This is a genomic window from Pilosibacter sp. YYHA0881 (assembly GCF_051602715.1).
GTDB lineage: Bacteria > Bacillota > Clostridia > Lachnospirales > Lachnospiraceae > Alitiscatomonas > Alitiscatomonas aceti.
The window spans coordinates 3,388,580-3,411,799 of the sequence record NZ_CP175657.1; the positions used below are offsets into that span (position 1 = coordinate 3,388,580).

Consider the following 23,220-nt stretch of genomic DNA (forward strand, 5'->3'; position numbering starts at 1 on the left):
GTGATCTTACAGTGAGTACGGAAAAAAAAGTTCCGCAGAGACAGTGCATCGGCTGCGGAGAAATGAAGAACAAACGGGATCTGATCCGGGTTTTAAAGACAACGGACGGTCAGATCACCATCGACGCCACTGGAAGGAAGAATGGGCGGGGTGCATATCTCTGTCCGTCCATGGACTGCTTTAAAAAGGCCGTGAAGGGAAAAGGGCTGGAGCGCTCCTTTAAGATGGCGATCCCCAAAGAGGTATATGAAAGTCTGGAAAAGGAGATGGAGCAGCTTGATCAATAAAAGCAGGGTTTTTGGCCTTCTGGGCCTGGCCGCCAAGGCGGGAAAGGTGCAGAGCGGAGAGTTTTCCACGGAGAAGTCCGTGAAATCCGGGAGAGCATACCTGGTCATTGTCTCGGAAGAGGCGTCGGAAAATACAAAGAAGAAGTTCCGGAATATGTGTACTTACTATGAGGTCCCCTATTTTGAATTCGGAAGCAAGGAGGAGCTGGGCCACGCCACCGGCAGGGAGATGCGTGCTTCCCTGGCTGTGCAGGACGCAGGCTTTTCCGAGGCCATGAAGAAACAGCTTTGTATGAACGGAGGTAGTGAGTGTGAGGGATAACGATTTAGCTAAGAACTTAGGAAAGACGAATAAAGAGGTTACAGATACGTTGCAGAAGAATAATATGGAAGAAAACAGCAGTATGACAAACGGAGCCGGAACCCAGCCCGCCGGCGAGAATAAGGAAGGGGCAGCTCCGGCCAAGAAGCGGATCGCAGCCGTATACCGTCCCCAGAACAGCACCCAGAAGGGCCGCGGCGGCAGAAGCCAGGGACAGGGAGCCAGAAACCAGAGATCCACAGGACCAGGCATGCAGGTGCGTCCCACAACCTCTGCTCCGGCCCAGAAGCCCAAGGCAGCTCCGGCGGAAGAGGTGAAGGAACAGACCACAGCTCCCGTCCAGGAGACAGAGACGGCTCCGGTGCAGGCCGCTTCCCAGGCAGAGGCAAGGCCCCAGGGAAGCCGCCAGGGAGGCTATAACCGCGACGGCCAGAGAGATGGAAATCGTCAGGGAGGCTACAACCGTGACGGCCAGAGAGACGGAAACCGCCAGGGAGGCTATAACCGCGACGGTCAGAGAGACGGAAACCGCCAGGGCGGGTTTAACCGTGACGGCCAGAGAGATGGAAACCGTCAGGGTGGGTTTAACCGCGACGGCCAGAGAGACGGGAACCGTCAGGGAGGGTTTAACCGCGACGGCCAGAGAGATGGAAACCGTCAGGGCGGGTTTAACCGTGACGGCCAGAGAGATGGGAACCGCCAGGGAGGCTATAACCGCGACGGCCAGAGAGACGGAAACCGCCAGGGCGGATATAACCGTGACGGCCAGAGAGATGGAAACCGCCAGGGAGGCTATAACCGCGACGGCCAGAGAGACGGGAACCGCCAGGGTGGGTTTAACCGCGACGGTCAGAGAGACGGAAACCGCCAGGGAGGCTATAACCGTGACGGCGGCCGTCAGGGAGGCTATGGCCGCGATGGCCAGAGAGACGGAAACCGTCAGGGAGGCTATGGCCGCGATGGCCAGAGAGACGGGAACCGTCAGGGAGGCCGTGACGGTCGCGGCGGACTGAACATCCCCAAGCCGTCCTTCGATACCCCCATGGCCCAGAAGCAGCAGAACACCAAGGCCAGCAAGAATGCTTATAAGAAAGAGCATGATGCCAGAAAGGACCGGGACGAGGAGTTAAGAGGCAAGAACGCCAAGGGCGGAAAGGGCGTTAAGGCTCCCGTGATGCAGCAGCCCAAGAAGGCTGAGGCCAAGGTGGAGGAGATCAAGACCATCGTGATCCCGGAGACCATCACCATTAAGGAGCTGGCTGAAAAGATGAAATTACAGCCCTCCGCCATCGTGAAAAAACTGTTCTTACAGGGGACCATCGTGACCATCAACCAGGAGATCGACTTTGAGAAGGCTGAGGAGATCGCCATGGAGTACGACGTTCTCTGTGAGAAGGAAAAGAAGATCAACGTGATCGAGGAGCTCTTAAGAGAGGAAGAGGAGGACGAGAAGGACATGGTTTCCAGACCGCCGGTCATCTGCGTCATGGGTCACGTTGACCATGGTAAGACCTCTCTTCTGGACGCCATCCGCCAGAGCAATGTGACTTCCAGGGAGGCAGGCGGCATCACCCAGCACATCGGTGCATATGTGGTAGAGGCCAACGGCCAGAGGATCACCTTCTTAGATACCCCGGGCCATGAGGCATTCACCGCCATGCGTATGAGGGGAGCCCAGGCTACGGACATCGCAATTCTTGTGGTGGCAGCCGACGACGGCGTAATGCCCCAGACCGTGGAGGCCATCAACCATGCCAAGGCCGCAGGGGTGGAGATCATTGTTGCAGTCAACAAGATCGATAAGCCCAGCGCCAATGTGGAGCGTGTAAAACAGGAGCTTTCCGAATATGAGCTGATCCCCGAGGACTGGGGCGGCAGCACCGTATTCGTTCCCGTATCCGCCCATACAAAGGAGGGCATCCCGGAGCTTCTGGAGATGATCCTCTTAACGGCAGAGGTGAAGGAATTAAAGGCCAACCCCAACCGGAAGGCCAGAGGTCTTGTGATCGAGGCACAGTTAGACAAGGGCAGAGGTCCCGTGGCTACGGTCCTTGTACAGAAGGGAACCTTAAAGGTGGGCGACTCCATCGCCGCAGGCTCCTGTTACGGAAGGGTCCGCGCCATGATGGACGATAAGGGCAACCGTGTGAAGGAAGCCGGCCCGTCCACTCCGGTGGAGATCCTGGGTCTCAACGACGTTCCCAACGCCGGCGAGGTATTTGTGGCTCTCCAGAACGAGAAGGAGGCCAGAAGCTTTGCTGAGACCTTCATCACAGAAGGAAAGAACAAGTTAATTGAAGATACAAAGGCAAAATTATCCCTGGACGATCTGTTCTCCCAGATCAAGGCAGGAAATGTGAAAGAGCTGCCCATCATCGTAAAGGCAGACGTACAGGGATCGGTAGAGGCAGTAAAGCAGAGTCTTGTGAAGCTCTCCAACGAAGAGGTAGTGGTAAAGGTGATCCACGGCGGCGTCGGCACCATCAACGAATCCGACGTGACCCTGGCTTCCGCTTCCAACGCCATCATCATCGGCTTCAACGTGCGTCCTGACGCCACCGCCAAGTCCATTGCGGACCGGGAGAAGGTGGATATGCGTCTGTACCGCGTGATCTACCAGGCCATCGAGGATGTGGAGGCTGCCATGAAGGGCATGCTGGATCCCATCTACGAAGAGCAGGTGACCGGCCATGCCGTTGTGCGCCAGACCTTCAAGGCCTCCGGCGTGGGCACCATTGCCGGTTCTTATGTCCTGGACGGAAAGATCACCCGCGGCTCCAAGGCCCGCATCACCCGCGAGGGCGAGCAGATCTTCGAGGGACCGTTAGCTTCCTTAAAGCGTTTCAAGGACGATGTGAAGGAGGTCAACGCAGGCTACGAGTGCGGCCTTGTATTTGAAGGCTTCAACGACCTGAAGGAAGACGATATGATCGAAATCTATATCATGGTAGAGGTTCCGAGATAGTAAAGAAGGAGTATCATGAGAAAGAACAGCATTAAAAATACACGAATCAACGGGGAGGTCCAGAAGGCTCTGAGCGATATCATTCGCTCAGAGCTCAAGGATCCCAGGATCCATCCAATGACCAGCGTGGTCTTAGTCCAGGTGACGCCGGATCTGAAATACTGCAAGGCGTATATCAGCGTTCTTGCAGACGAGGAGCAGGCTAAGGACACCATCCGCGGCTTAAAGAGCGCCGAGGGCTTTATCCGGAGCCAGCTGGCAAAGGCGGTGAACCTTAGGAATACGCCGGAGATCTCCTTTATCCTGGACCAGTCCATCGAATACGGAGTCCGCATGTCGAAGCTCATCGACGATGTGACAAAGGATCTGACGGACCGGGATGAGGAAAACGGCGAGGAGACAGAGGACGGCAGGTAAGGTCCTGCCCCAGGAAAGGAGTCTGCCCAGTGGGAATTCTGACAGATGTGCTGAAAGATAAAAAAACAGTGGCCATTTTAGGCCATGTGAATCCGGACGGGGACTGCATCGGTTCCTGTCTGGCCATGTATAATTACCTGACGGAAAACTACGGGGAGCTTAGGGTATCTGTATATCTGGAGCCCATGGGCGCAAAATTCGGATATTTAAAGGGCTACGGCCAGGTGAAACACGGATTTGAGCCGGAACGGACCTTCGATCTCTGCATTACCCTGGACGCCAGCGACGAAAAGCGCCTGGGAGAATTTGCTCCCTATCTGAAAACGGCGGCGGACAGCCTGTGCATCGACCATCACATCACCAACCAGGGCCTGGCCCGGGTCAATGTGATCGCCGGAAGTGCCAGCTCCACCTGCGAGGTCCTTTACGGCCTCCTGGACCAGGATAAGATCGGGAAGGCCGTGGCAGAGTGCCTGTACACCGGCATCGTCCATGATACGGGCGTGTTCAAATATTCCAACACCTCCCGGAGGACCATGGAGATCGCCGGATATCTGATGGACCAGGGGATCGATTTCCCGAAGATCATTGACGGAAGCTTTTACCAGAAGAGCTACGGTCAGACCAGGGTCCACGGCCAGGCCATGCTGGACAGCGTCCTTTTTGAGGACGGCCGCTGCATCTACACGGTGGTGACCCAGGAGGAGCTTAAGAAAAACGGCTGTACGGTGAAGTCCACCGACGGCATCGTGGATCTTCTCCGGTCTGTGACCGGAGTGGAGTGCGCCATCCTCCTTTATGAGACAGGGAATCCGTCGGAGTATAAGGTGAGCCTCCGGACTAATACGGAGCTGGATCTGAGCCGGATCGCCCTGGCCTTTGGCGGCGGCGGCCACAAAAAGGCCGCGGGCTGTACCATGACCGGTACAGTGGAGGAGATCATCCGCCAGGTGGACGGACAGATCCGGATCCAGTGGGACGAAGAAAAAGAACAGACTGGGGTTTAAAATGTACGACGGCATCATAAACGTATATAAGGAAAAGGGCTTCACGTCCTTTGATGTGGTGGCTAAAATGCGGGGGATCCTGGGCCAGAAAAAGGTGGGCCATACGGGGACCCTGGACCCGGAGGCCGAAGGCGTCCTGCCGGTATGCGTGGGAAAGGGCACCAGGCTCTGCGACATGCTGACAGACCGGGACAAGACGTATGAGGCCACCCTGCTCCTGGGTATGGAGACCGATACCCAGGATACCACAGGGACGGTCCTTTCAGAAACGGACGCTTCCGGACTGACGGAGGAGGCCGTGCGGGAGGCCGTCTTATGCTTTGTGGGGGATTATGACCAGATCCCTCCCATGTACTCGGCCTTGAAGGTCAACGGAAGGAAGCTCTGCGATCTGGCCCGCCAGGGCGTGGAGGTGGAGCGGAAGCCCAGACCGGTGAAGATCTACGACATCACCATCCGTTCCATCCGGCTGCCGGAGGTGGTCATGACCGTTTCCTGCTCCAAGGGAACGTATATCCGGACCCTCTGCCATGACATCGGAGAAAGGCTGGCTGTGGGCGGGTGCATGAAAAAGCTCCTGCGCACCAGGGCCGCCGGATTCCGGATGGAGGACAGCCGGACCCTGGATGAGCTCCAGGCCCTGAAGGATACGGGCCGGCTGGAGGAGGCGGTGCTGCCGGTGGAAACTGTGTTTTCCGGTTATAAAGAGATACGGTCCGGGGATGCGTCCATGGACCGTCTTTTGAGAAACGGAAATCCCTTCCGCTTCCAGATGGACGGGGAAGCCAGTCTTGAAGATCCCTTCCGGGTCTACGACAGCACGGGGCTGTTCATTGGTATTTACAGATTTTCTGAGGAAAAACGCATGTTTTATCCGGTAAAAATCTTTTTGTCATAAGGAGACGGCATGCAGTATATTGCAGAAACAAAAGAATTTCAGATCACAGAACCGACGGTGGTCAGCATCGGAAAGTTCGACGGTCTCCATGTGGGCCACCAGAAGCTGGTGAGGGAAATGGTCCGCTGGAAGGAAAAGGGCTTAAAGGTGGCGATGTTCACGTTTTCCACGCCGCCCCTGAGCCTGGTGGGCGGCCGGAAGCAGACTGTCCTCATGACCAACCGGGAGCGGATGGAGCTCCTGCGCTCGGCCGGGGTGGATTATCTGGTGGAATATCCCTTTGACCAGGAAGTATGCCACATGGCCCCGGAGCAGTTTGTAAAGGAGATCCTGGCGGGAAAGATGAACGCCAGGGTCATCATCACCGGGCCGGACTGTCATTTTGGCTACAAGGCCGCAGGAGACAGGGCTCTTTTGGAAAAACTGGCGCCGGAATATGGCTACCAGTTTTTTGTGGTAGAAAAGGAACGGGACACAGACGGAGCCATCATCAGCAGCACCTATGTGAGGAAGATGCTGGAGGAGGGCGATGTGAAAAAAGCGGACCGGCTCCTGGGCTATGATTATTTCATCACAGGGACCGTGACCCACGGAAGATCCATCGGCCATAAAAAGCTCTACCCCACAGCCAATCTGCTTCCGCCGCCGGAAAAGCATCTGCCCAGATTCGGCGTCTATGTGACCCGGGTGACGGCAGACGGGAAGACCTACGGCGGTCTTACGAACATTGGGAAAAAGCCCACGATCCAGGGAGAGAATCCTGTGGGAGTGGAGACGTATCTCTATGATTTTGATGGAGATCTTTACGGAAAGGAGATCCGGGTGGAGCTTCTGGATTTTATACGGCCGGAGATGCGGTTTGATTCCATCGGCCAGCTAAAGGCCCAGCTGGATCATGATATAGGAAAATGCCGGGAGATCTTCCGGGATTCCTGGATTGTCCAGGAGAAAGGAAAGGCGGATGGGTAAAAAACAGATCGGAACGTATTGTGTGATCGGGCTCATTGCTGCGGCGGTGTGCCTGTTTTTGAAGAATGCGGACAGGATCGCATCTGTGTTCTCCCTGGCATTTTCGGCGGCAGCTCCCCTGCTGGTGGGCTGCGTCATCGCCTACGTGCTCAATATCCTGTTAAAAAGGATCGAGCGATTCTGGTTTCCGGGCACAAAGCGGAAGTTCCTCATAAAGCTCAGACGGCCGGTCTGCATCCTGTTATCATTCCTGGCCCTGGTGCTTATCATGGCCGGAGTGGTGTATCTGGTGGTTCCGGAGCTGGTTTCCAGTATCCGGCTGGTGACAGATGAGATCCCGCCGGTGATCGAGGAGATCCGGCTGTGGGCCATCGCCCATCTGGAGGAAATGCCAGAGATCCAGACGTACCTGGAAAATGCAGATATCGACTGGAAGAACATGATGGAGAAGGCTGTGAACATCCTGCTTACAGGAGCCGGAGGGATCTTCAATTCCGTTGTGCTGGTATTTTCCAAGGTCATCGGAACGGCAGCCCGGTTTATGATCGGTTCCATTTTTGCCGTTTACCTGTTAAGTTCCAAGGAAAAGCTGGCATCCCAGGGCGACCGGATCATGCGGGCCTATCTGCCGGACCGGGTGCGGAATACAGTCTGCTACGCCCTTAAGACGCTTCATGAGGTGTTCACCAGCTTTATCGTCGGCCAGTGCATGGAGGCAGTGATCATCGGAACCCTCTGTGCCCTGGGAATGACTCTGCTCCGGTTCCCCTATGCGGTGATGACCGGCGCTGTGGTGGGCGTTACAGCCCTGATCCCGGTGGTGGGCGCATATATCGGCGCGGCTGTGGGTGCATTTATGGTATTTACGGTGAATCCCATCCAGGCGGTGGGCTTTATCATCTTCCTGGTACTGCTCCAGCAGCTCGAAGGAAACCTGATCTACCCAAGAGTGGTGGGCTCGTCCATCGGCCTTCCGGGCATGTGGGTCCTGGCGGCTGTGACCATTGGCGGCGGCGTGCTGGGCGTAGGAGGAATGCTCCTGGGAGTACCTCTGGCGGCAGCGGCGTACCGCTTCCTGGGCGACGGTGTCCAGAAACGGCTGAGATCCTAGGGAACCGGGAAGTTTAGGAAGGAAATTATGGAAGAAAAGAAGGAAAGAGAAGGAGAGGCGGAAAGCCTTTCCCCGGAAACGCCCCAGACCGGAAGGCTCCGGGGAAGGAGCCGGAAACGGACGGACGCTCCGGAAGGGAAGAAAAAGGCCGGCCGGATCGCTCTGGCAGCCGTCATTGGGACCGCCGTCCTGGCGGCGGCCGGGGCCGGATATTACTTCCTGGAAACGGGAAAGTATAAAACGGCGTTTTTCCCCAACACGACCATCAATGGCATAAACGCCTCCGGAAAGACCGTGGAGGAGGTCAAAAGCCTGATCGAGGCCGGGCTTTCCGGCTATACGCTGACGGTCCAGGCCCGGGACGGGGCCAGCGGGACCATTGGAACCGAGGAGATCGGCCTTCATTCAGAATTTGACGGCAGTCTGGAAAAGCTTCTGGAGGAGCAGGAGCCAGGCCAGTGGATCCGGTATCTGAAGGAGGGGCCGGCTCATGAGATCCGTACCATGATCGCCTTTGACGGCGAAAAGCTGAAGGAAGCGGTCCGGGAATTTCCGTTTATGGATCCGGATCAGATGAGGGAACCGGAAAATGCCCGGATCTCCGAGTATGACAGCGGGACCAGGAGCTACTCGGTGGTTCCGGCAGTCCAGGGAACGGAGCTGGTGGAGGAACAGGTGGAGAAGGCAGTGGCCGCGGCCATCGTAAGTCTCTCAGATCAGGTGGACCTGGATGCAGAGGGCTGTTATACAAAACCGGCGGTGGATGAGACAGACGAGGGGCTCAACGCGGCCGCAGCAGAGATGAACCGGTATGTGGGCGCGGTGGTGACCCATACCTTTGGGGATGCCAGGGAAGTGCTGGACGGAGATACCATCAGCCAGTGGATCACAGTGGACGGAGGAAACGTCACCCTGGATGAAAGCCAGGCGGCCGCTTACGTAAAGGAACTGGCGGGAAAGTATGACACAGCCTATAAAACAAAGACCCTGAAAACGTCCTACGGAAAGGATGTGACCATCTCCAGAGGCCATTACGGCTGGAAGATCAGCCAGGCGGCGGAGACGGCGGCGGTGCTCTCCATCATAAAAAACGGAGAGCAGCAGACCAGGGAGCCGGAATACAGCCAGAAGGCTGCCAGCCGCGGGGCCAATGATTACGGCAGTACATATGTGGAGATCAATCTGACTGCCCAGCATCTGTATTTTTATAAAAACGGAGAGCTCCTGGTGGAAACAGACTTTGTATCCGGCAATGAATCCAGAGGCTGGGCCACACCGGGCGGCGCGTATCCGCTGACCTATAAGCAGAGGAACGCCACGCTGCGGGGAGAGGGCTATGCCACGCCTGTATCCTACTGGATGCCCTTCAACGGCGGGATCGGCCTTCATGACGCCAGCTGGAGAGGAAGCTTCGGCGGGACGATCTATAAGACCGGCGGCTCCCACGGCTGCATCAACCTTCCGCCTAAGGCGGCCAAGACGATCTTTGAAAACATCTCCCAGGGAGATCCGGTGCTCTGCTACCACCTGGCCGGTACAGAGTCCAAAAAAACGGCTCCGGCGGAAAAACCGGCAGCAACCACTGCGGCCTCCACAGCCGCCTCCACGGCTGCGCCGGAGACCACGGCCGCACCGGCACCGGAGCAGACCCAGCCGCCGACAGAGCAGCCGGTGGGTCCCAGCGTGGAGCTTCCGGAGGGAAATACGGATGGTCCGGGAGGCGGAGCGTCTCCGGAGGAATCCAGTCCCCAGGAAACTCCGGCGTCTCCAGTGGAAACGGCCCCGGCTGTGCCAGGCCCTGTGGGTCCGTCTGTGACGGCCGGAGGGGACGAGGAGAGCTTTGGTCCCGGATTTGCGGATCCGGCGCCAGAGCCGATGCCGGGACCTGGAGGCCCTGGAGCTTAAGAGAAAAACTCCCGCAGAAGCCAGCGGATGTCCAAAGCTGGCTTTCTGCGGGAGTTTTTTATTTGATAGGAATTTGATAGGAAATTCCTAAGAACCGGGACTCTGTTCCTTACCGGGTCTGTACCACGCCGTCAATCACCCAGGCCCCGTCGGTGTTTAAAAGATTTCCATCCACAACGGTGCCAGAGAGCATTTTTCCTCTGGTGCCGTCGGAGGCGGGGTTGAAATAATAGCATTTTCTGAGGCCCGAGCCATCCGGGATCCAGTGCCATCCGGTCAGCATTTTTCCTCTGGTGCCGTCCGAGGCGCTGTTGAGGTAGTAGTAGCTTCCATCCGGATCCTGGAACCATCCGGTCCTCATGCTCCCGTTTTCGTCAAAGCAGAACCAGTCAAAGGAGGACTGGCCCTGGGCAGGATCGGCGTATGGATTGTAGATGGCGGCCCAGCAGTTTTTATAGAATCTTCCAGAATCATCCAGGAAGGTCCAGCTTCCCTCTGCGTTGAGCCCCCAGGTGCCGTGGACCACATAGGAGGGAAGACCGGAGACTTCGGAGCCGCCAGAGGTCTCGGTGCGGTCAGAGCTTCCGAAGCCATTGGAGCTTCCGGAACCGCCGGAGGTTCCAGAATTGCCGGAGCCTCCGTCCTCCTCTTCACCATCAGTGTCCTCATCACCGGAATCCTCGGTGCTGTCGTACTCGTCGGATGACAGGGAGAAGAAATGGACCGTATACTGGAGCCCGTCGTAGCCGCTGTCGTTCCGGAGACCTGTGATCTTTACGGTCACATTATCACCGGCGGAAAACCGTACATTGGGGGTGAAGATCAGAGCCGGTCCATAGCCGTAGTTGCTGGTCTCCACGTTCATATAGGTCCCGGCCCGGTTGGTATCTTTGCCGGAGATCGTATACTGCTTTCCGGTCTTTTCACTGGTCATGGTGATCTTGATCCTGGATTGGTCGCTGGAGCGCAGCGGATATTGGGAGGAATCGAAGCTGATGCTCCAGGGGCCGGTGAAATACTCCACAGGCATGTTCAGGGCCGGCCACAGCACCATTTCCGGCACATCCTCGTATCCGTTGTCCGTGCCGTCAAAGCTGTACATGGCCGTATAGGAGCCCGCATGGCCGAAGCCGGTGGCCTGCATACGCGGATCCAGGCACCATCTTCTGTGGCCGATCCTGTCAATATTGGAGGTATCCCCGTCGTCGATCCAGCCATCGGTGATGGCGGTGGAGAGATTGCGGTAGCCCTGGCCCAGGTTGGAGGATGAGGTGCCCTCATAGGCCAGCTGGTAAAATTCCTGGGAAACGCCGGCGGGTTTTTTGGGCTTATGCTCCATTCCGGTCTTTGTCATAAGGGCAGCACCTGCCATAGCCATATTTTCATAATAGTCGCTGGTTTCCACGTCAGCGGAGATCCCCGCGATATAGCGGATGAAATTCAGGGTATTCAGGGCATTTTCCACGGATTCTCCGCTGAGCTTCCCAGCCGTTTCGCTTTCCAGATCCGGTTCCTCATCAAATGTATCCGGCTGGGTCCTGGAGAAGGGGCGGCTGTGGAAAAAGTCCCGGATTTCTTCGGGAGAGTAGTATTCCACAGGGGAGTCGTCTTCGCTGATGTGATAGATCTCCTGGGAAGCCTGGGCCGGAAAGGCCGGGATCGCCAGGCAGGCCGTCATGGCAAGACAGCCGGAAAGCACGAGCGCAGGAATTGTCTTTCTGTACATCTTTTTTTCTCCTTTGTGATAAATTTTTCCATTTATAATGGATCGTTTATTAAAAGTTTAAACAATATGGAGGGATCTGTCAAGATTCCCGGGCTGATTCCTGCCGGAAACCAGGAGGAACCGGGAGTTCCAGAGCGGCTGTCCCTCAGACGGGGAACAGGACCCCATCCTGGGTGCGGACCGACGCCTGGATCCGGTCTCCGGGGGCCAGGTCCACGGGCCCGGAGAAGGCCTTTTTCCACAGGGCCCCATCATCAGACCGGAGGGATACAAGGACAGAGCCGCCCCGGAAGGAGACCTGCTCCACAGTGAGAAAATATCCTCCCGTCCGGTCAGGCTCCAGGCTTCCGGGCCGGAGCATCAGCCGGCAGGGGCCATCGGGAACAGACGGACCAGGCACTGGAGAATCAAAAGAGGAGGGGATGGCCTGGGAGATGAATTCCTGGGAGAGGAAGGGAACCGGACAATCAAGCCCACCGCCGGTGAACCTTCCCCCGGAAATGGTTCCGTTTATATACACGCAGTCCCCGAAATAATCGGCTGCCAGTCTGCTTTCCGGCCGGAGGTATACCTCCTTTGGCGTCCCGGTCTGGACCAGACGGCCGGAAAACATCAGGGCGATCCGGTCGGACATGGACAGGGCCTCCTCCCGGTCATGGGTCACCAGGATCACAGTCATATGGAATTCCCGCTGTAACTGAAGGACAAGATTCCGCATATCCTCTCTGAGATTTTCGTCCAGGGCAGAAAAGGGCTCGTCCAGGAGCAGGAGCCGGGGCCTGGCCGCCAGGGCCCTGGCAAGGGCGGCCCGCTGCTGCTGTCCGCCGGAAAGCTCCGCGGGCCTCCGGTCCCGGAACCCGCCCATCTGGACTTTTTCCAGCAGATCCCTGGCCTGTTCCAGCCGCCCGGACCGGGAAACTCCCTGCATTTTTAAAGGAAAGGCCACATTTTCCTCCACGGTCATGTGGGGGAACAGGCGCATATCCTGGAAGACGATGACAGTGCCGCGTTTGTGGATGGGAAGGCCGGTGATATCCTCACCGTCCAAAAGAATGCGCCCTCCCTGGGCCGGAAGGATCCCGGCCACGGCCTTCATCAGCGTGGTCTTTCCGCAGCCCGAGGGACCCAGGAGGGATAAAAACTCCCCCTGGTTCACGGACAGGGAAAGGTCCTTTATTACAAAATCCTTATCATATCCAGCCGAAAGGCCTTCGATCTTCAGCTTCACGGTTTTCTTTCTCCTTTCTGGATCCAGTGGATGATCCCCTCAAAAATAAAAAAGACCAGGAGCGCCGAGCCCACAAAGGCAGTGGAGTACACCGAGGACAGGGAGCGGTCGCCGCTCTGGATGTAGGGGACCAGCACCAGGGCGATGGTCTTTACCCGGCCCCCGCCCACCATCAGAGTCGTAAAATACTGGCTGTAAGACAGGATAAAGCCCATGCTCATGGACGACAGGATCCCGGGAAGAAGGGAGGGGAAGGTGGTCAGGAAGAAGGCCTTTACAGGTCCGGCTCCCAGTACCATGGCCTGTTCCTCAAGTCCTGTCCCCACAGCCCTGGTCACATCAGTCATGATGGTGATACAGTAGGGGACAGCGGCCACCAGATGGACCAGCACCACCCCGGCCACCGTATCAGAAAGCCCCAGGCGGATCAGGGTGATCTGGATCCCCATGGCAAACACGGTCCCGGGCACCAAAAGCGGCAGAAGGGAGCCGAACCGGACCAGGGAACGGCCTGGAAAGCCGTAGTTTTCTGTGGCCCTGGCAGTCATGACGCCCACTGCCGTGCCGAGAACGGCCACGGTGAGGGCCAGGAGGATGCTGCTGGACAGAAGCCTGGGAAGGCTGGCAGAGCCGGTCAGGAGCTCCTTTATAGTGCGGAGCGAGTAGGTTTCCGGCAGAAGTCCCGGCCAGGGCCAGCGGCCGGCCACGCTCCACAGCAGCATCAGCGCCATGGGGAGGAAGATGCTGAACAGGGCGGCGGAAAGGACCAGCCCCATGAGACGATGTTTTTTCATTGGATCCCTCCGATCTTTCTGCTGACCCGGTCCATGACAGCGCTGTAAAGGATGGTCATGACAATGGACAGCAGGAGCATGATGCCGTTCATGGCCATGGCCAGGGGACGGTCCAGGAGATCCGGCCGGGTATAGGCCAGATACGTTTCCACCGACAGCGCCCTGGGCAGGGTGGAGCCCAGGAGCAGGGGAAGCTCATAGCCTCCGAAGGCGAAGATAAAAATAATGAGGAAGGCCCGGGAGATCACAGGAACGCTTAAGGGAAGAGTGATCTGGAAAAAGCTCTTCACCGGAGACGCTCCCAGATTTTCCGCCGCTTCCCCCAGAGAGCTACGGATGCCGCCCATGAAGGCCAGTACGAAGTACGCCACAAAGGGGGCCTCCTTCCAGATATAGGCCAGGATGGTCCCTCCATAGGACGGCGTAAATAAAAGCTGCGGAAAAGCCGTTGGTTCTTCAATAAGGCCCAGGACGAAGGCCAGACGGGCCAGGAGCCCGGTCTGGGAAAAGATCTGGATCATGAACACCGCCGCCACTGCATGGGGCACCAGCACGGGGATACGGACGGCAAAAACGTGGCCGCCGCGCTGTTTCCCGCACTGGATGAGGGCCATGGACAGCAGGACCCCCAGGACCGTGGAGATCACCGCCGACCAGACGGAGATCTTAAGGCTCACCAGCACAGAGCTTAAAAATCCCGGGTCCTTTAACACCCGGGCGTAGTATCCAAACGTCGGCTCTCTGAGACCAAAGGCCGGAATATAACCCAGGCTCTGGGTCAGTACGTTCCAGATGGACGCCAGCACCAGAGCCATGAGCAGAAAAAAAGGAATTAACAGAAAAAAAGGTTTTTTCATTTATTTAAACATGCCGTTGCGGCATGCCCTCCTTGCGTCGTTCCTGCCTTCGGCACAAACAATGCATCTTTGTTTACGGGTTACTTTTTATTTCATTTTGTGTTAAAATCCAGTTAGAGATATCAGTATACTACAGAGCACGACTGAGGGAGTGGTGAAAGACCATCTTATCCCGCATTTATATATGTGCCGTCATCCTCTTGTAAGCACAAACAATTGGGACTTCGAGCCCGTACACTTATCATTTTAGACGTTGGCACTTGATGCCTCTGGAAACCCCGTTTCCATGATAAGTCTTTTCGCTTGGATGACAGTCAATGCTGATGTCTCTTTTTGCTCTCTTTGAAAGGAGGTATCACATGGATTTTGAAGTGAAACACCTTATCTGTGCTGGGCTGGATGTTCACAAAAAAACGGTTGTTGCTGCTGTCTGCATTACGGATCCTGTCACTTTGGAAGCAACTTATAAAGTGAAATCCTTCTCCACCAACAATTCACAGATTGCAGCTATGCGTGACTGGCTTCTCTCGTATAACTGTCTGCATGTCTGCATGGAATCCACCGGTAAATACTGGATCCCTGTTTTTAACATCCTTGAGCCGCATATGCACGTTATCCTTACTCATCCCAAGTATGTCAAAGCCATAAAGGGTAAGAAAACTGACAAACGTGATGCAAAATGGATTGCCAATCTTTTTCGCTTTGATATCGTTAAAGCTTCTTTTATTCCACCTGCTGATATCAGGGCTCTCCGTGAGCTTTCCAGATATCGTCTCAAACTTTCCTATATGCGTTCCGCTGAGAAAAACCGCTACCAGAATAGTATGACTATTTCACGTATCCGTATTGACTGTGTCCTCACTGATCCATTTGGAAAAACCGCCTCATCCATTATGAATTATCTTCTTTCAGACGTTCCTTTTGACGAAAAGGAATGTGCAAAACTGATTCATGGTGGCATCAAAGTTTCTAATGAAGAGATTTTTGACAGCATACGCGGTTTTGAGATATTATCGGAACAACGCTTTAAGATGTCCCACGCAAAACAGCACATGGAACTTCTCAGCTCCTATATGGATGAAATTGAAACCGAATTATTCCGCCTCAGCCGCCCGTACGATGAAGTAATCAAACGTATTTCAAGGATCGCTGGTTTTACTGAGCGTTCTGCTTTGTTTGTCATTTCAGAAATCGGTGCTGATATGGGGGTTTTTGAATCGGATAAACATCTTTGTTCCTGGGCTGGTCTTACCCCTGCGAATAATGAGAGTGCCAACAAAAAGAAATCTACCCGTTGTTCAAAAGCCGGTCAATATCTAAAGCCTTTACTCATCCAGTGTGCACTTGCTGCTGTAAAAAGCAGGAAAAATCCTTATTACGCCATCAAATATAATCGACTGGCGAAACGGCGTGGCCGGAAAAAAGCAATCATTGCCATAGCCCGAATGATGCTTACAAGCATTTATCACATGATTCTTAATAATGAAGAATGGAAACCAGATGATTACGAAGCCATCATCCATCCATCAAAACCTGAAAAAGTTGCGCTTACACTTGATAACGTAATTCAGTTCCTCGGAGAGCAGGGAGCTGATCCGGAAACACTAAAACTCCTTCAACAGCAATGTGCTGTTCATTCTGGATAAATCTTAAAAACCAGATTTTCCACACAAGGGACGTTTATGGTCTATTTTCGGCTCATTGCTTCACACTTTACCTACAACTTCATTGAGCCAGATCTCCTCGATCACAGGAACAAGGCTGGCAGGCATTTCCGGCAGACGGTGGGACAGAAGCTCCGCCTGGGTAAGGATCCCCTGGCCCAGCTCCACTGCGTCAAAGGCGGCCTTTTCTTCGGCTGAAAGCTTATCCTGATCCACCACAGGCAGCTCCTTTAGCTGGGCATACTGGGTGAGCTGGATCTCTCCGCTTAAGATGGCGTTGATGACCACCATAGCCCCGGCTTTATTGGGGGAGTTGAAGGCAATACCCATGTAGTTGGTGTTTCCGATGGTGCCGTTATCAAAGACAAAGGTCTGGGTGGTATCTGTGTAGATCCCCTCCTCAATTCCAGAGGCCACGGAGAAGGGGCCGTAGCTCATATCCAGTACCAGCTCTCCGTCGGCAAACATGGCGTCCACTGTGGTGGAGGAGTCGGGGAAGGTCTTTCCCTGGTTCCACAGATAGGGGTTCAGCTCCCTTAAATAGGAGAGGGCCGGTTCAATGGCGGTTTTTACTGTATCGTAATCGGCCTCCATATCCTGGAACTGCTCCCAACCGCAGGTCTCGTAGATCAGACAGCGGACAAAGGCGCTGCCGGTGAAGTCCGGAAGAGCCGGATAGGTGACCTTTCCCGGATATTTTTTACAGAATTCCATGAATTCAGCGGCGTTTTCTGGAAGCTCCGGGGTCACGGCCGTATCGGCGTACAGGACCATCTGGGCCTTGGCGTAGGGGGCCTCATAGCCCTCGATGGGCATGCAGAAGTCGTTTAAGGTCTCGGGATCCTCCAGATCGACGTAGGCCTCCATATTGGGGAGCTTATGGGTAAAGGGGCCGTATAACAGGCCGTTATCCTTGGCGGAGTAAAAATTCTCGCCGTTGATCCAGATCATGTCGATGCTGCCCTTTTCTGATCCAGCCTGTTTTTCTCCGGAAAGCTTGGTGAGGATATCATTGATATCCATGCCCACCACCTCCAGGGTGATGCCATAGTTTTCTTTTACATGATCGGCCACCGTAGTGTTTAACCAGTTATTCCTGTTTTCGTCGCCGCCCCAGCCGTAGAAGGTGACGGTGGTATCCCTGGCGGCCTCGGTGATCTGGTCCCAGGAAGCGGCCTCCAGATCGGGGCCCTCCAGGGCTTTTTTTCCGCAGCCGGTCAGAAGGACTGCTGCTCCGGCGGCTGCCAGGCCTAAGGTCAGGAGCTTTTGTAGCTTTTTCATAGGAAGTATTTCTCTTTCTGCCTTGGGGGAGGAAGGACTTTTTTGTTTTTTCGGATTTTCCCCCGGAACCATTCTAAAGGCTGGGGCTTGGAATGTCAACGACTGCCGGCGGCCTATGGAGAATAACTATCTGAAACGGAGCTTGTATCGATGGAATGAATACGGGCGGTCTGGACAGGAGCAGAAACGCCGTGGTATAGTTAAGGAAAAACCAAAGAAGGAGCCATAGATGAAGCAGATTATTTTTGATTGTGACAGCACTGCGGGGATCCCTGGTTATCCCATGGATGACGCCCTGGCGCTGTTTTATTTACTGGGACGGCCCCAGGAGGCAGAGGTCCTGGCCGTAACCTGTACCTTTGGAAATGGGACGACAGAGCAGGTATACAGGGCTTCCAGGGACCTGCTTTCGGAGGCTGGCTGGGAACGCCTTCCGGTGATCTGTGGGTCTTCCCAGGGAGAGGAGCCTGTGAGCGATGCGGCACGGTTTATTGTGGAGGAGACCAGAAAAAAGCCGGGAGAGCTTTCTTTTGTGGGCATTGGCTCTCTGACGAATCTGTATGGGGCCAGCCTCCTGGACCCGGGGATCTTTGACCGGTTAAAGGAGATTGTTCTCATGGGCGGCTATACAGCGCCTCTATTGTACCATGGAAGCCATCTGGACGAGCTGAATTTTTCTGTGAATCCAGAGGCGGCGGCCTGGGTCCTGAACCATGGAAAAAATATATCCATTCTGACAGGGAACAATACCCTGGAGCCCTCTTATCTTCCAAAAGAGGAATTTTATACGGCCATGGGCCAGAACGAAGCTGGCCGGTATCTGGCAGAGAAGCTGGGATACCGGTTTGATGTGAAGGCAGAGCGGAATGGAGAGGCGTCCTCCTACTGCTGGGATGTGGTGGCATCGGTGTATCTTCTGCACCCGGAGCTGTTTGAGGATTCGCCTTCCTTCTGCTATGTGACGGAAAAGGGGATGCAGAGCGGCTGGCTGGGAGTCACGGAGCAGGCGCCGGATACATGTCTTTTAAACCTGCCCAGAGTAAAAGACCTGGAGGCTTACCGGAAGGAGATGTACGGAGGCTGGCTGGATCTTAAGCTGGGGAAGCGGCCATGAGACGGGCAGTCATCTGCTTTACCAGGGTCCCCAGACCCGGAGTTACAAAAACCAGGCTCCTTCCGGTGCTTTCGCCAAAGCAGTGCGCAGCGCTCCACACGGCCTTTTTAAAGGATCTGGCCAGGGTGTACCGGGAACTGGACGCGGCACTTTTTGTGGCCTATGCGCCGGATCCGGACTGGGCGCTTTTGAAGGACATCTTTCCCATGGCTTCTGCGCTTTTTCCCCAGACCGGAGAGAGCCTGGGAGAACGGATGGATGCGGCCATGCGCCGTGTGCTGTCCCTGGGCTTTGAACGGGTGATCCTCACGGGAACAGACCTTCCTATGATGGGACGGAAGCACCTGGAAAGCGGCTTTTCTGCCCTGGATCTTTCTGATGTGGTCCTGGGGCCTACGCCCGACGGAGGCTATTATCTGGTGGGGGCAAAGGCTCCCTGTACCGCTGTTTTTGAGGAACAGCAGTATGGCGGAGGAAATGTGTATGAAAATACGGTAAGGGCAGCGGAGGAAGCCGGGCTCTCTCTGGGCCAGGCTCTGTCCTGCGGCGACGTGGACACGCCGGAGGATCTTAGAAGGCTGATCCTCCAGGCGGACCCGGACAGCCATACGGGCCGGTTTCTGGCTGCATTAAAAAAGGAGGGGCATCTGTTATGATCCATAAGGAACCGTTGGCTTCTTATTTAAAAAGACGCGTGTTTTTAGGCGCATTGGGGCTTTCGGAGGGGGAACCGGTTGTGTTTTCCCCCCTGGGCCAGGGAGAATATAATGTGAATTACAGTTTTATCCATCCGCGGACGGGGAAAAAGCTGGTGCTCCGGATCAATACGGGCAGCCAGATGCACCTGGAGGACCAGATCGGCTATGAGTTTACGGCCCTCCAGTACCTGGTCCCCAGCGGGCGGACGCCAAAGCCCCTGTTCTGTGACCGGGAACAGGGGCTCCTGGTGATGGAGTGGCTTCCGGGAAGGACGCTTGACTATAAGACGGACATGGATGAGGCGGCCGGGATCCTGGCTGATATCCACAGCGTTCCGGTGCCGGAGGGCTGCCGTCTGATCCGGCCGTCCTGTCCGGCCCAGGCCATTTATGAGGAATGCCTGGATATGGTGCAGCATTATTATGACTGGGAAAAAAGAGATCCAGAAGTGGAAGCGCTCCTGCGGCAGCTGGTAAAGGAGACGGGAAACCTTCCTCTGACGGAAAAGGCAGGGGAGGGAGTTCCCTTATGTATGGTGAATACGGAGCTGAATTCAGGGAATTTTCTCATCGATCCCCAGGGCGTCAGCTCTCTGGTGGACTGGGAAAAGCCCCTGGTTTCGGAGCCTGCCCAGGATCTGGGCCATTTCCTGGCCCCTACCACCACTTTCTGGAAGACGGATGTGATCCTGAGTCCCGATGAGGTGCGCCGGTTCGTGGAGACGTACAGGACCCTTGTGGGGGACCGCATGGACTGCCGCCTGCTTCCGGAGCGGGTCTCCCTGTTTTTGCGGGTCACCTGTCTGCGGGGAGTGACCTGGTGCGCCATGGCCTTCCGGGAATATTCGGAGCCTGGAAGAGCCCTTGTAAACCAGGATACCTTCCGGAAGCTGAAGGCCTATATGGAGCCAGAGTTTCTGGCCTATATCCTGGATACATATGTGAGAAAGGACTTTCTGGCATGAAGATATCCATGATCCTTCCTATTTACAATGAAAGCTCCACCATCGACGGGATGATGGACCAGTTAAGGGCGCTTCCCGGGGACTGGGAGATCCTGTTTGCAGACGGAGGCAGCAGAGACGGCACGGTCCAGAGGATCGGGACAGAGTTTCCTGTATTAAAAAGCCCCAAAGGCCGGGCTGCCCAGATGAATGATGGGGCTGCCCGGGCTTCGGGGGAGATCTTATGGTTTGTCCACTGTGACAGCCGGCTGCCGGAGGACGCCCACAGCCAGATCCAGGCGGCGGCGGAAGCGGGAGCCGCCTGGGGGTGCTTCCACATTGGCTTTGATTATAACGGGCCGTTCATGGGCTGCAATACGTTTTTTTCCAACCGGCGGGCCAGACGGGGCATTGCCTTTGGGGACCAGGGCATATGGATCCGCAGGGAGCTGTTCCTGTCCCTGGGAGGTTTTCCGGAGCTTCCTATTATGGAGGACTATGAGTTTTCCTTACGGATGAAGGAGAGAGGCATCCCCATCCGGCTCCTTCCAGGCCGTATCATCACCTCCGGCCGCCGGTACCGGAAGGGGTTTCCTCTTTTTACCATGTGGAACATGTACCGGCTGCGTCAGATGTACCGGGCCGGAGTGGATATCAGCGAGATCGCAGAACGATACCGGGACATAAGGTAACGAAGATCCTGTTTTTCCAACCCTGTTTCCTGCTTTTCCCAAAGAGCAGTTCCAGCAGATGGAGGGTCTCCCGGCCCTGGCCTTTAAAGGAGCCAAGGCAGCCCTGGCAGCTGCTCAGTATGATCCGGTCCGCCGGAAATTCTTCCAGCCGCCGCGCCCGCATCCGGGCGCTTTTTTCCGGCTCCAGGGTGTGCAGCATATGGAAATTCCCGCAGCACAGGGTCCGGGGGCCGGTATGCTCCGGCTCCATGACCGGGATACCGGAAAGACGTAAAAGGGCCCGGACCGCCTGCTGACCGGCCGGATCGTTCCGGGTGGGACAGGGATCGTGCCAGATAAAGCGCGGCGCTGTTTCTCCAGCTTCCGGGCATGCCTTCCCTGGTCCGCAGAGGTCCTTCCGGGTCATGGTCCCGGCCAGGACGGACCAGATGGGGATCACCTGGATCCCGCAGATCCCATGAAGCTGGCGGGTACAGTTGGGACAGGCGGTGTAGATCCTTTTTACCCCGCTTTTTTTCAGCCGGTGTTCCAGCTTTTTCCTGTATGCCGGATATTTTTCCGGAAACAGGAAAAAAGAGGGCTGGCCGCAGCAGCCGGCTGCCAGCCGGATCTCTGGCTCCGTCCGAGCAAGGATCTCCAGCGTTTTTTTCAGTATGGATGGATCCAGGTTCAAAAGGGCACAGCCGGGCCAGAAAACGGCCGGCGTTTCTGGAACCGACATCATGGGCGAAAAGAAGGAGATGGCCTGATGAAGGGCCATCCCCGGAATACCAGAGCTATTCATGGGCGTTTCCTGCTTTCTTTGCCTGGCGGTCGTTATAGAGCTGCTTAAAGATGGTTCCCAGGATCCCCAGGGAGAAGATGCATAAAAGGCCGGTCACCAGGTATTTGACGCCGCCGGTGAGCATGCCGCCCACATAGGAATAGACCACAGTGGCAGGAAGCTGTCCGATGCCGGTGGCCACAAAAAAGGCGGTGAAGCGGATGGGGGTCAGGCCTGCAAAATAGCTGACTGCATCGAAGGAGACAAAGGGCAGGAGACGGCATACCAGGACGGTCCTGGAGCCGTATTTTTCAAAATAGGTTTCCACACTGGCCAGGGCGCCTTTTCCGGCGAAGCGTTCCACCATGTCGCGGCCCAGTCCCCTGGAGATGAAGAAGCAGAGGGCGGCTCCGGCCATGGCGCTGGACCAGGACAGGATGGCTCCCTGCCACCAGCCGAAGATGGCGGCGTTGGACAGGGTGATAAGGAAGGCCGGCAGCGGCGCAGCCACCGACGAGAACACCATGAGGAAGAAGGAAAATACCATGGCGTAGGCGCCGAAGGACCGGATGTATTCCACCACCGCGTCCACGTTGGCAGAGCCCAGGACCGCCGCTGCCCGATTGATGGGGCGGCTTACAGCCGGAAGGGTCAGATAGGCGATCAGAAACAGCGCCAGGGCCAGAAGGATCAGAAGCCGGGGTATGCCGGAGCGTTTTTTTTGTGTATTATTTTGTTTCATTTTTTTCTCCATTCGTGTTTATTTTTATTTTTGCATCATTCGGAAATAAAAGCTTTCCCAGGGCGGCCGTCATAAAAAGCAGCAGGGCCATGAGCCCCAGGGAGGTCCAGAATCCTGGTGAGGAGAGATCCAGCATGTGGTCTCCGATGTTGATAAAAGCAAAGGTACCGGGAATAATGCCGATGGCTGAGGCCAGGATATACGTTTTGTAATCCATGGCAGAAAGGCCATAGGCATAATTGATGAGGTTATAGGGGAATGCCGGGATCAGCCGCAGAAGGACCAGGAACAAAAAGCCCCTCCGTCCCTCCAGAAAGGAAAATATGCGGTCTGCCCGTTCCCCCAGCCGGCTGCGCAGCATCCGCTCCACCTGTTTTTTTCCCAGCCGCCTTGCCAGGAAGAACATAAGGGTGCAGTTTAAGACAGCTCCCAGGAAGGTGTATGCTGCTCCGGCCCAGAAGCCGAATAACAGGCCGCCCGCCAGGGCCAGCACCGCCACGGGAAAGAAAAAAGCCGGGAGAACGGTGAAGGCAGCCACATAGGCCAGAGGGGCCCAGGGGCCGAAGCCGCGGATAAACGTGTCCAGCTCATCTGCGGAAATCCCGGAAAAAAGCAGCCAGTACGCCAGTACCGCTGCCACAGTGATCGATACGAGAATCCATTTCTTTTTCATGGAATCCAGTATAGCGGCAGCAAAAATGTTTGTCAATCCGGCAGGAGAAAGATGGTATAGGTTTTTTATAATGGAAGAAGCGGTTGTATTCAAATAATCTTTAGGAGACAGGCAGACATTGACTTTCCTTTTTTTTGATGGTACGATAGCGGCGTTCTTAAAT

The 23,220-nt window shown here is 55.8% G+C and carries 22 protein-coding genes; 14 read left to right on the top strand and 8 right to left on the bottom strand.

The genetic code is table 11. The features are described 5' to 3' along the window. The first annotated feature begins 62 nt into the window (after nt 1-62). The 9 genes from rnpM to ACI6NM_RS16050 are packed head-to-tail and all read left to right on the top strand — an operon-like array spanning nt 63 to nt 9,881. Nucleotides 63-287, top strand: coding sequence for an RNase P modulator RnpM (gene rnpM, locus ACI6NM_RS16010; RefSeq protein ID WP_215654226.1), 225 nt, complete (start codon nt 63-65; stop codon nt 285-287). Then, the gene (locus tag ACI6NM_RS16015) at nt 277-609 is read left to right on the top strand and encodes a L7Ae/L30e/S12e/Gadd45 family ribosomal protein (protein WP_022272409.1); all 333 of its coding nucleotides are present in this window, start codon (nt 277-279) and stop codon (nt 607-609) included. The genes rnpM and ACI6NM_RS16015 overlap by 11 nt, the downstream gene beginning before the upstream one ends. Next, nucleotides 599-3,574 (top strand): translation initiation factor IF-2, encoded by a 2,976-nt coding sequence (gene infB, locus ACI6NM_RS16020; protein WP_438501008.1) that lies wholly within the window; start codon nt 599-601, stop codon nt 3,572-3,574. The genes ACI6NM_RS16015 and infB overlap by 11 nt, the downstream gene beginning before the upstream one ends. Before the next feature lie 15 nt (nt 3,575-3,589). Beyond that, complete coding sequence (gene rbfA / locus ACI6NM_RS16025) at nt 3,590-3,991, top strand: 30S ribosome-binding factor RbfA (RefSeq protein WP_337810869.1); 402 nt, start codon at nt 3,590-3,592, stop codon at nt 3,989-3,991. A gap of 29 nt (nt 3,992-4,020) precedes the next feature. Further along, the gene (locus ACI6NM_RS16030) at nt 4,021-4,998 is read left to right on the top strand and encodes a DHH family phosphoesterase (RefSeq protein WP_158359683.1); all 978 of its coding nucleotides are present in this window, start codon (nt 4,021-4,023) and stop codon (nt 4,996-4,998) included. Nucleotide 4,999: 1 nt separating this feature from the next. Beyond that, complete coding sequence (gene truB, locus ACI6NM_RS16035; RefSeq protein WP_158359685.1) at nt 5,000-5,896, top strand: tRNA pseudouridine(55) synthase TruB; 897 nt, start codon at nt 5,000-5,002, stop codon at nt 5,894-5,896. A 9-nt stretch (nt 5,897-5,905) separates the two neighbouring features. After that, entirely contained in the window at nt 5,906-6,865 is a 960-nt protein-coding gene (locus ACI6NM_RS16040) for a bifunctional riboflavin kinase/FAD synthetase (protein ID WP_158359686.1), read from the top strand. Further along, nucleotides 6,858-7,976, top strand: coding sequence for an AI-2E family transporter (locus ACI6NM_RS16045; RefSeq protein ID WP_215654173.1), 1,119 nt, complete (start codon nt 6,858-6,860; stop codon nt 7,974-7,976). The genes ACI6NM_RS16040 and ACI6NM_RS16045 overlap by 8 nt, the downstream gene beginning before the upstream one ends. A gap of 27 nt (nt 7,977-8,003) precedes the next feature. Then, nucleotides 8,004-9,881, top strand: a complete 1,878-nt coding sequence (locus ACI6NM_RS16050) for a L,D-transpeptidase family protein (protein WP_337811280.1) — start codon at nt 8,004-8,006, stop codon at nt 9,879-9,881. A gap of 109 nt (nt 9,882-9,990) precedes the next feature. Here ACI6NM_RS16050 and ACI6NM_RS16055 read toward each other — a convergent pair whose 3' ends face one another. From ACI6NM_RS16055 to ACI6NM_RS16070, 4 genes are all read right to left on the bottom strand, one after another. Then, nucleotides 9,991-11,607, bottom strand: a complete 1,617-nt coding sequence (locus ACI6NM_RS16055) for a CAP domain-containing protein (protein ID WP_438501009.1) — start codon at nt 11,605-11,607, stop codon at nt 9,991-9,993. A 145-nt stretch (nt 11,608-11,752) separates the two neighbouring features. Beyond that, a complete protein-coding gene (locus ACI6NM_RS16060) occupies nt 11,753-12,835 on the bottom strand; it encodes an ABC transporter ATP-binding protein (RefSeq protein ID WP_337811248.1) in 1,083 nt (360 codons plus the stop codon). Next, nucleotides 12,832-13,629 (bottom strand): ABC transporter permease subunit, encoded by a 798-nt coding sequence (locus tag ACI6NM_RS16065; protein WP_438501010.1) that lies wholly within the window; start codon nt 13,627-13,629, stop codon nt 12,832-12,834. Before ACI6NM_RS16065 ends, ACI6NM_RS16060 begins: the two co-directional genes overlap by 4 nt. Continuing rightward, the gene (locus tag ACI6NM_RS16070; RefSeq protein WP_337811262.1) at nt 13,626-14,486 is read right to left on the bottom strand and encodes an ABC transporter permease; all 861 of its coding nucleotides are present in this window, start codon (nt 14,484-14,486) and stop codon (nt 13,626-13,628) included. The genes ACI6NM_RS16065 and ACI6NM_RS16070 overlap by 4 nt, the downstream gene beginning before the upstream one ends. Nucleotides 14,487-14,845: 359 nt before the next feature. Here ACI6NM_RS16070 and ACI6NM_RS16075 point away from each other — a divergent pair, with 359 nt between their 5' ends. Then, complete coding sequence (locus tag ACI6NM_RS16075; RefSeq protein WP_428227915.1) at nt 14,846-16,132, top strand: IS110 family RNA-guided transposase; 1,287 nt, start codon at nt 14,846-14,848, stop codon at nt 16,130-16,132. Between the two features lie 60 nt (nt 16,133-16,192). Here ACI6NM_RS16075 and ACI6NM_RS16080 read toward each other — a convergent pair whose 3' ends face one another. Further along, entirely contained in the window at nt 16,193-17,431 is a 1,239-nt protein-coding gene (locus ACI6NM_RS16080) for an ABC transporter substrate-binding protein (protein WP_262427178.1), read from the bottom strand. A gap of 229 nt (nt 17,432-17,660) precedes the next feature. Between ACI6NM_RS16080 and ACI6NM_RS16085 the strand changes: the two genes are divergently transcribed. The 4 genes from ACI6NM_RS16085 to ACI6NM_RS16100 are packed head-to-tail and all read left to right on the top strand — an operon-like array spanning nt 17,661 to nt 20,879. Beyond that, complete coding sequence (locus ACI6NM_RS16085) at nt 17,661-18,545, top strand: nucleoside hydrolase (protein WP_158359697.1); 885 nt, start codon at nt 17,661-17,663, stop codon at nt 18,543-18,545. Then, nucleotides 18,542-19,201, top strand: coding sequence for a TIGR04282 family arsenosugar biosynthesis glycosyltransferase (locus ACI6NM_RS16090; RefSeq protein WP_262427177.1), 660 nt, complete (start codon nt 18,542-18,544; stop codon nt 19,199-19,201). Before ACI6NM_RS16085 ends, ACI6NM_RS16090 begins: the two co-directional genes overlap by 4 nt. Beyond that, the gene (locus tag ACI6NM_RS16095; RefSeq protein WP_262427176.1) at nt 19,198-20,208 is read left to right on the top strand and encodes a phosphotransferase family protein; all 1,011 of its coding nucleotides are present in this window, start codon (nt 19,198-19,200) and stop codon (nt 20,206-20,208) included. The genes ACI6NM_RS16090 and ACI6NM_RS16095 overlap by 4 nt, the downstream gene beginning before the upstream one ends. After that, nucleotides 20,205-20,879, top strand: coding sequence for a TIGR04283 family arsenosugar biosynthesis glycosyltransferase (locus tag ACI6NM_RS16100; protein ID WP_215654189.1), 675 nt, complete (start codon nt 20,205-20,207; stop codon nt 20,877-20,879). Before ACI6NM_RS16095 ends, ACI6NM_RS16100 begins: the two co-directional genes overlap by 4 nt. On the opposite strand, the gene ACI6NM_RS16105 is transcribed toward ACI6NM_RS16100, so the two are convergent. From ACI6NM_RS16105 to ACI6NM_RS16115, 3 genes are read right to left on the bottom strand one after another with little or no spacing between them, the layout of a single operon-like run. Then, nucleotides 20,842-21,663 carry a heterodisulfide reductase-related iron-sulfur binding cluster gene (locus tag ACI6NM_RS16105; protein ID WP_158359705.1) on the bottom strand — a complete coding sequence of 274 codons (822 nt, stop codon included), beginning with the start codon at nt 21,661-21,663 and terminating at the stop codon, nt 20,842-20,844. The two genes, ACI6NM_RS16100 and ACI6NM_RS16105, sit on opposite strands and share 38 nt — an antisense overlap. Beyond that, nucleotides 21,656-22,384, bottom strand: coding sequence for a TVP38/TMEM64 family protein (locus ACI6NM_RS16110; protein WP_262427175.1), 729 nt, complete (start codon nt 22,382-22,384; stop codon nt 21,656-21,658). The genes ACI6NM_RS16105 and ACI6NM_RS16110 overlap by 8 nt, the downstream gene beginning before the upstream one ends. After that, a complete protein-coding gene (locus tag ACI6NM_RS16115) occupies nt 22,371-23,057 on the bottom strand; it encodes a TVP38/TMEM64 family protein (protein ID WP_262427174.1) in 687 nt (228 codons plus the stop codon). Before ACI6NM_RS16115 ends, ACI6NM_RS16110 begins: the two co-directional genes overlap by 14 nt. Between the last annotated feature and the right edge of the window lie 163 nt (nt 23,058-23,220).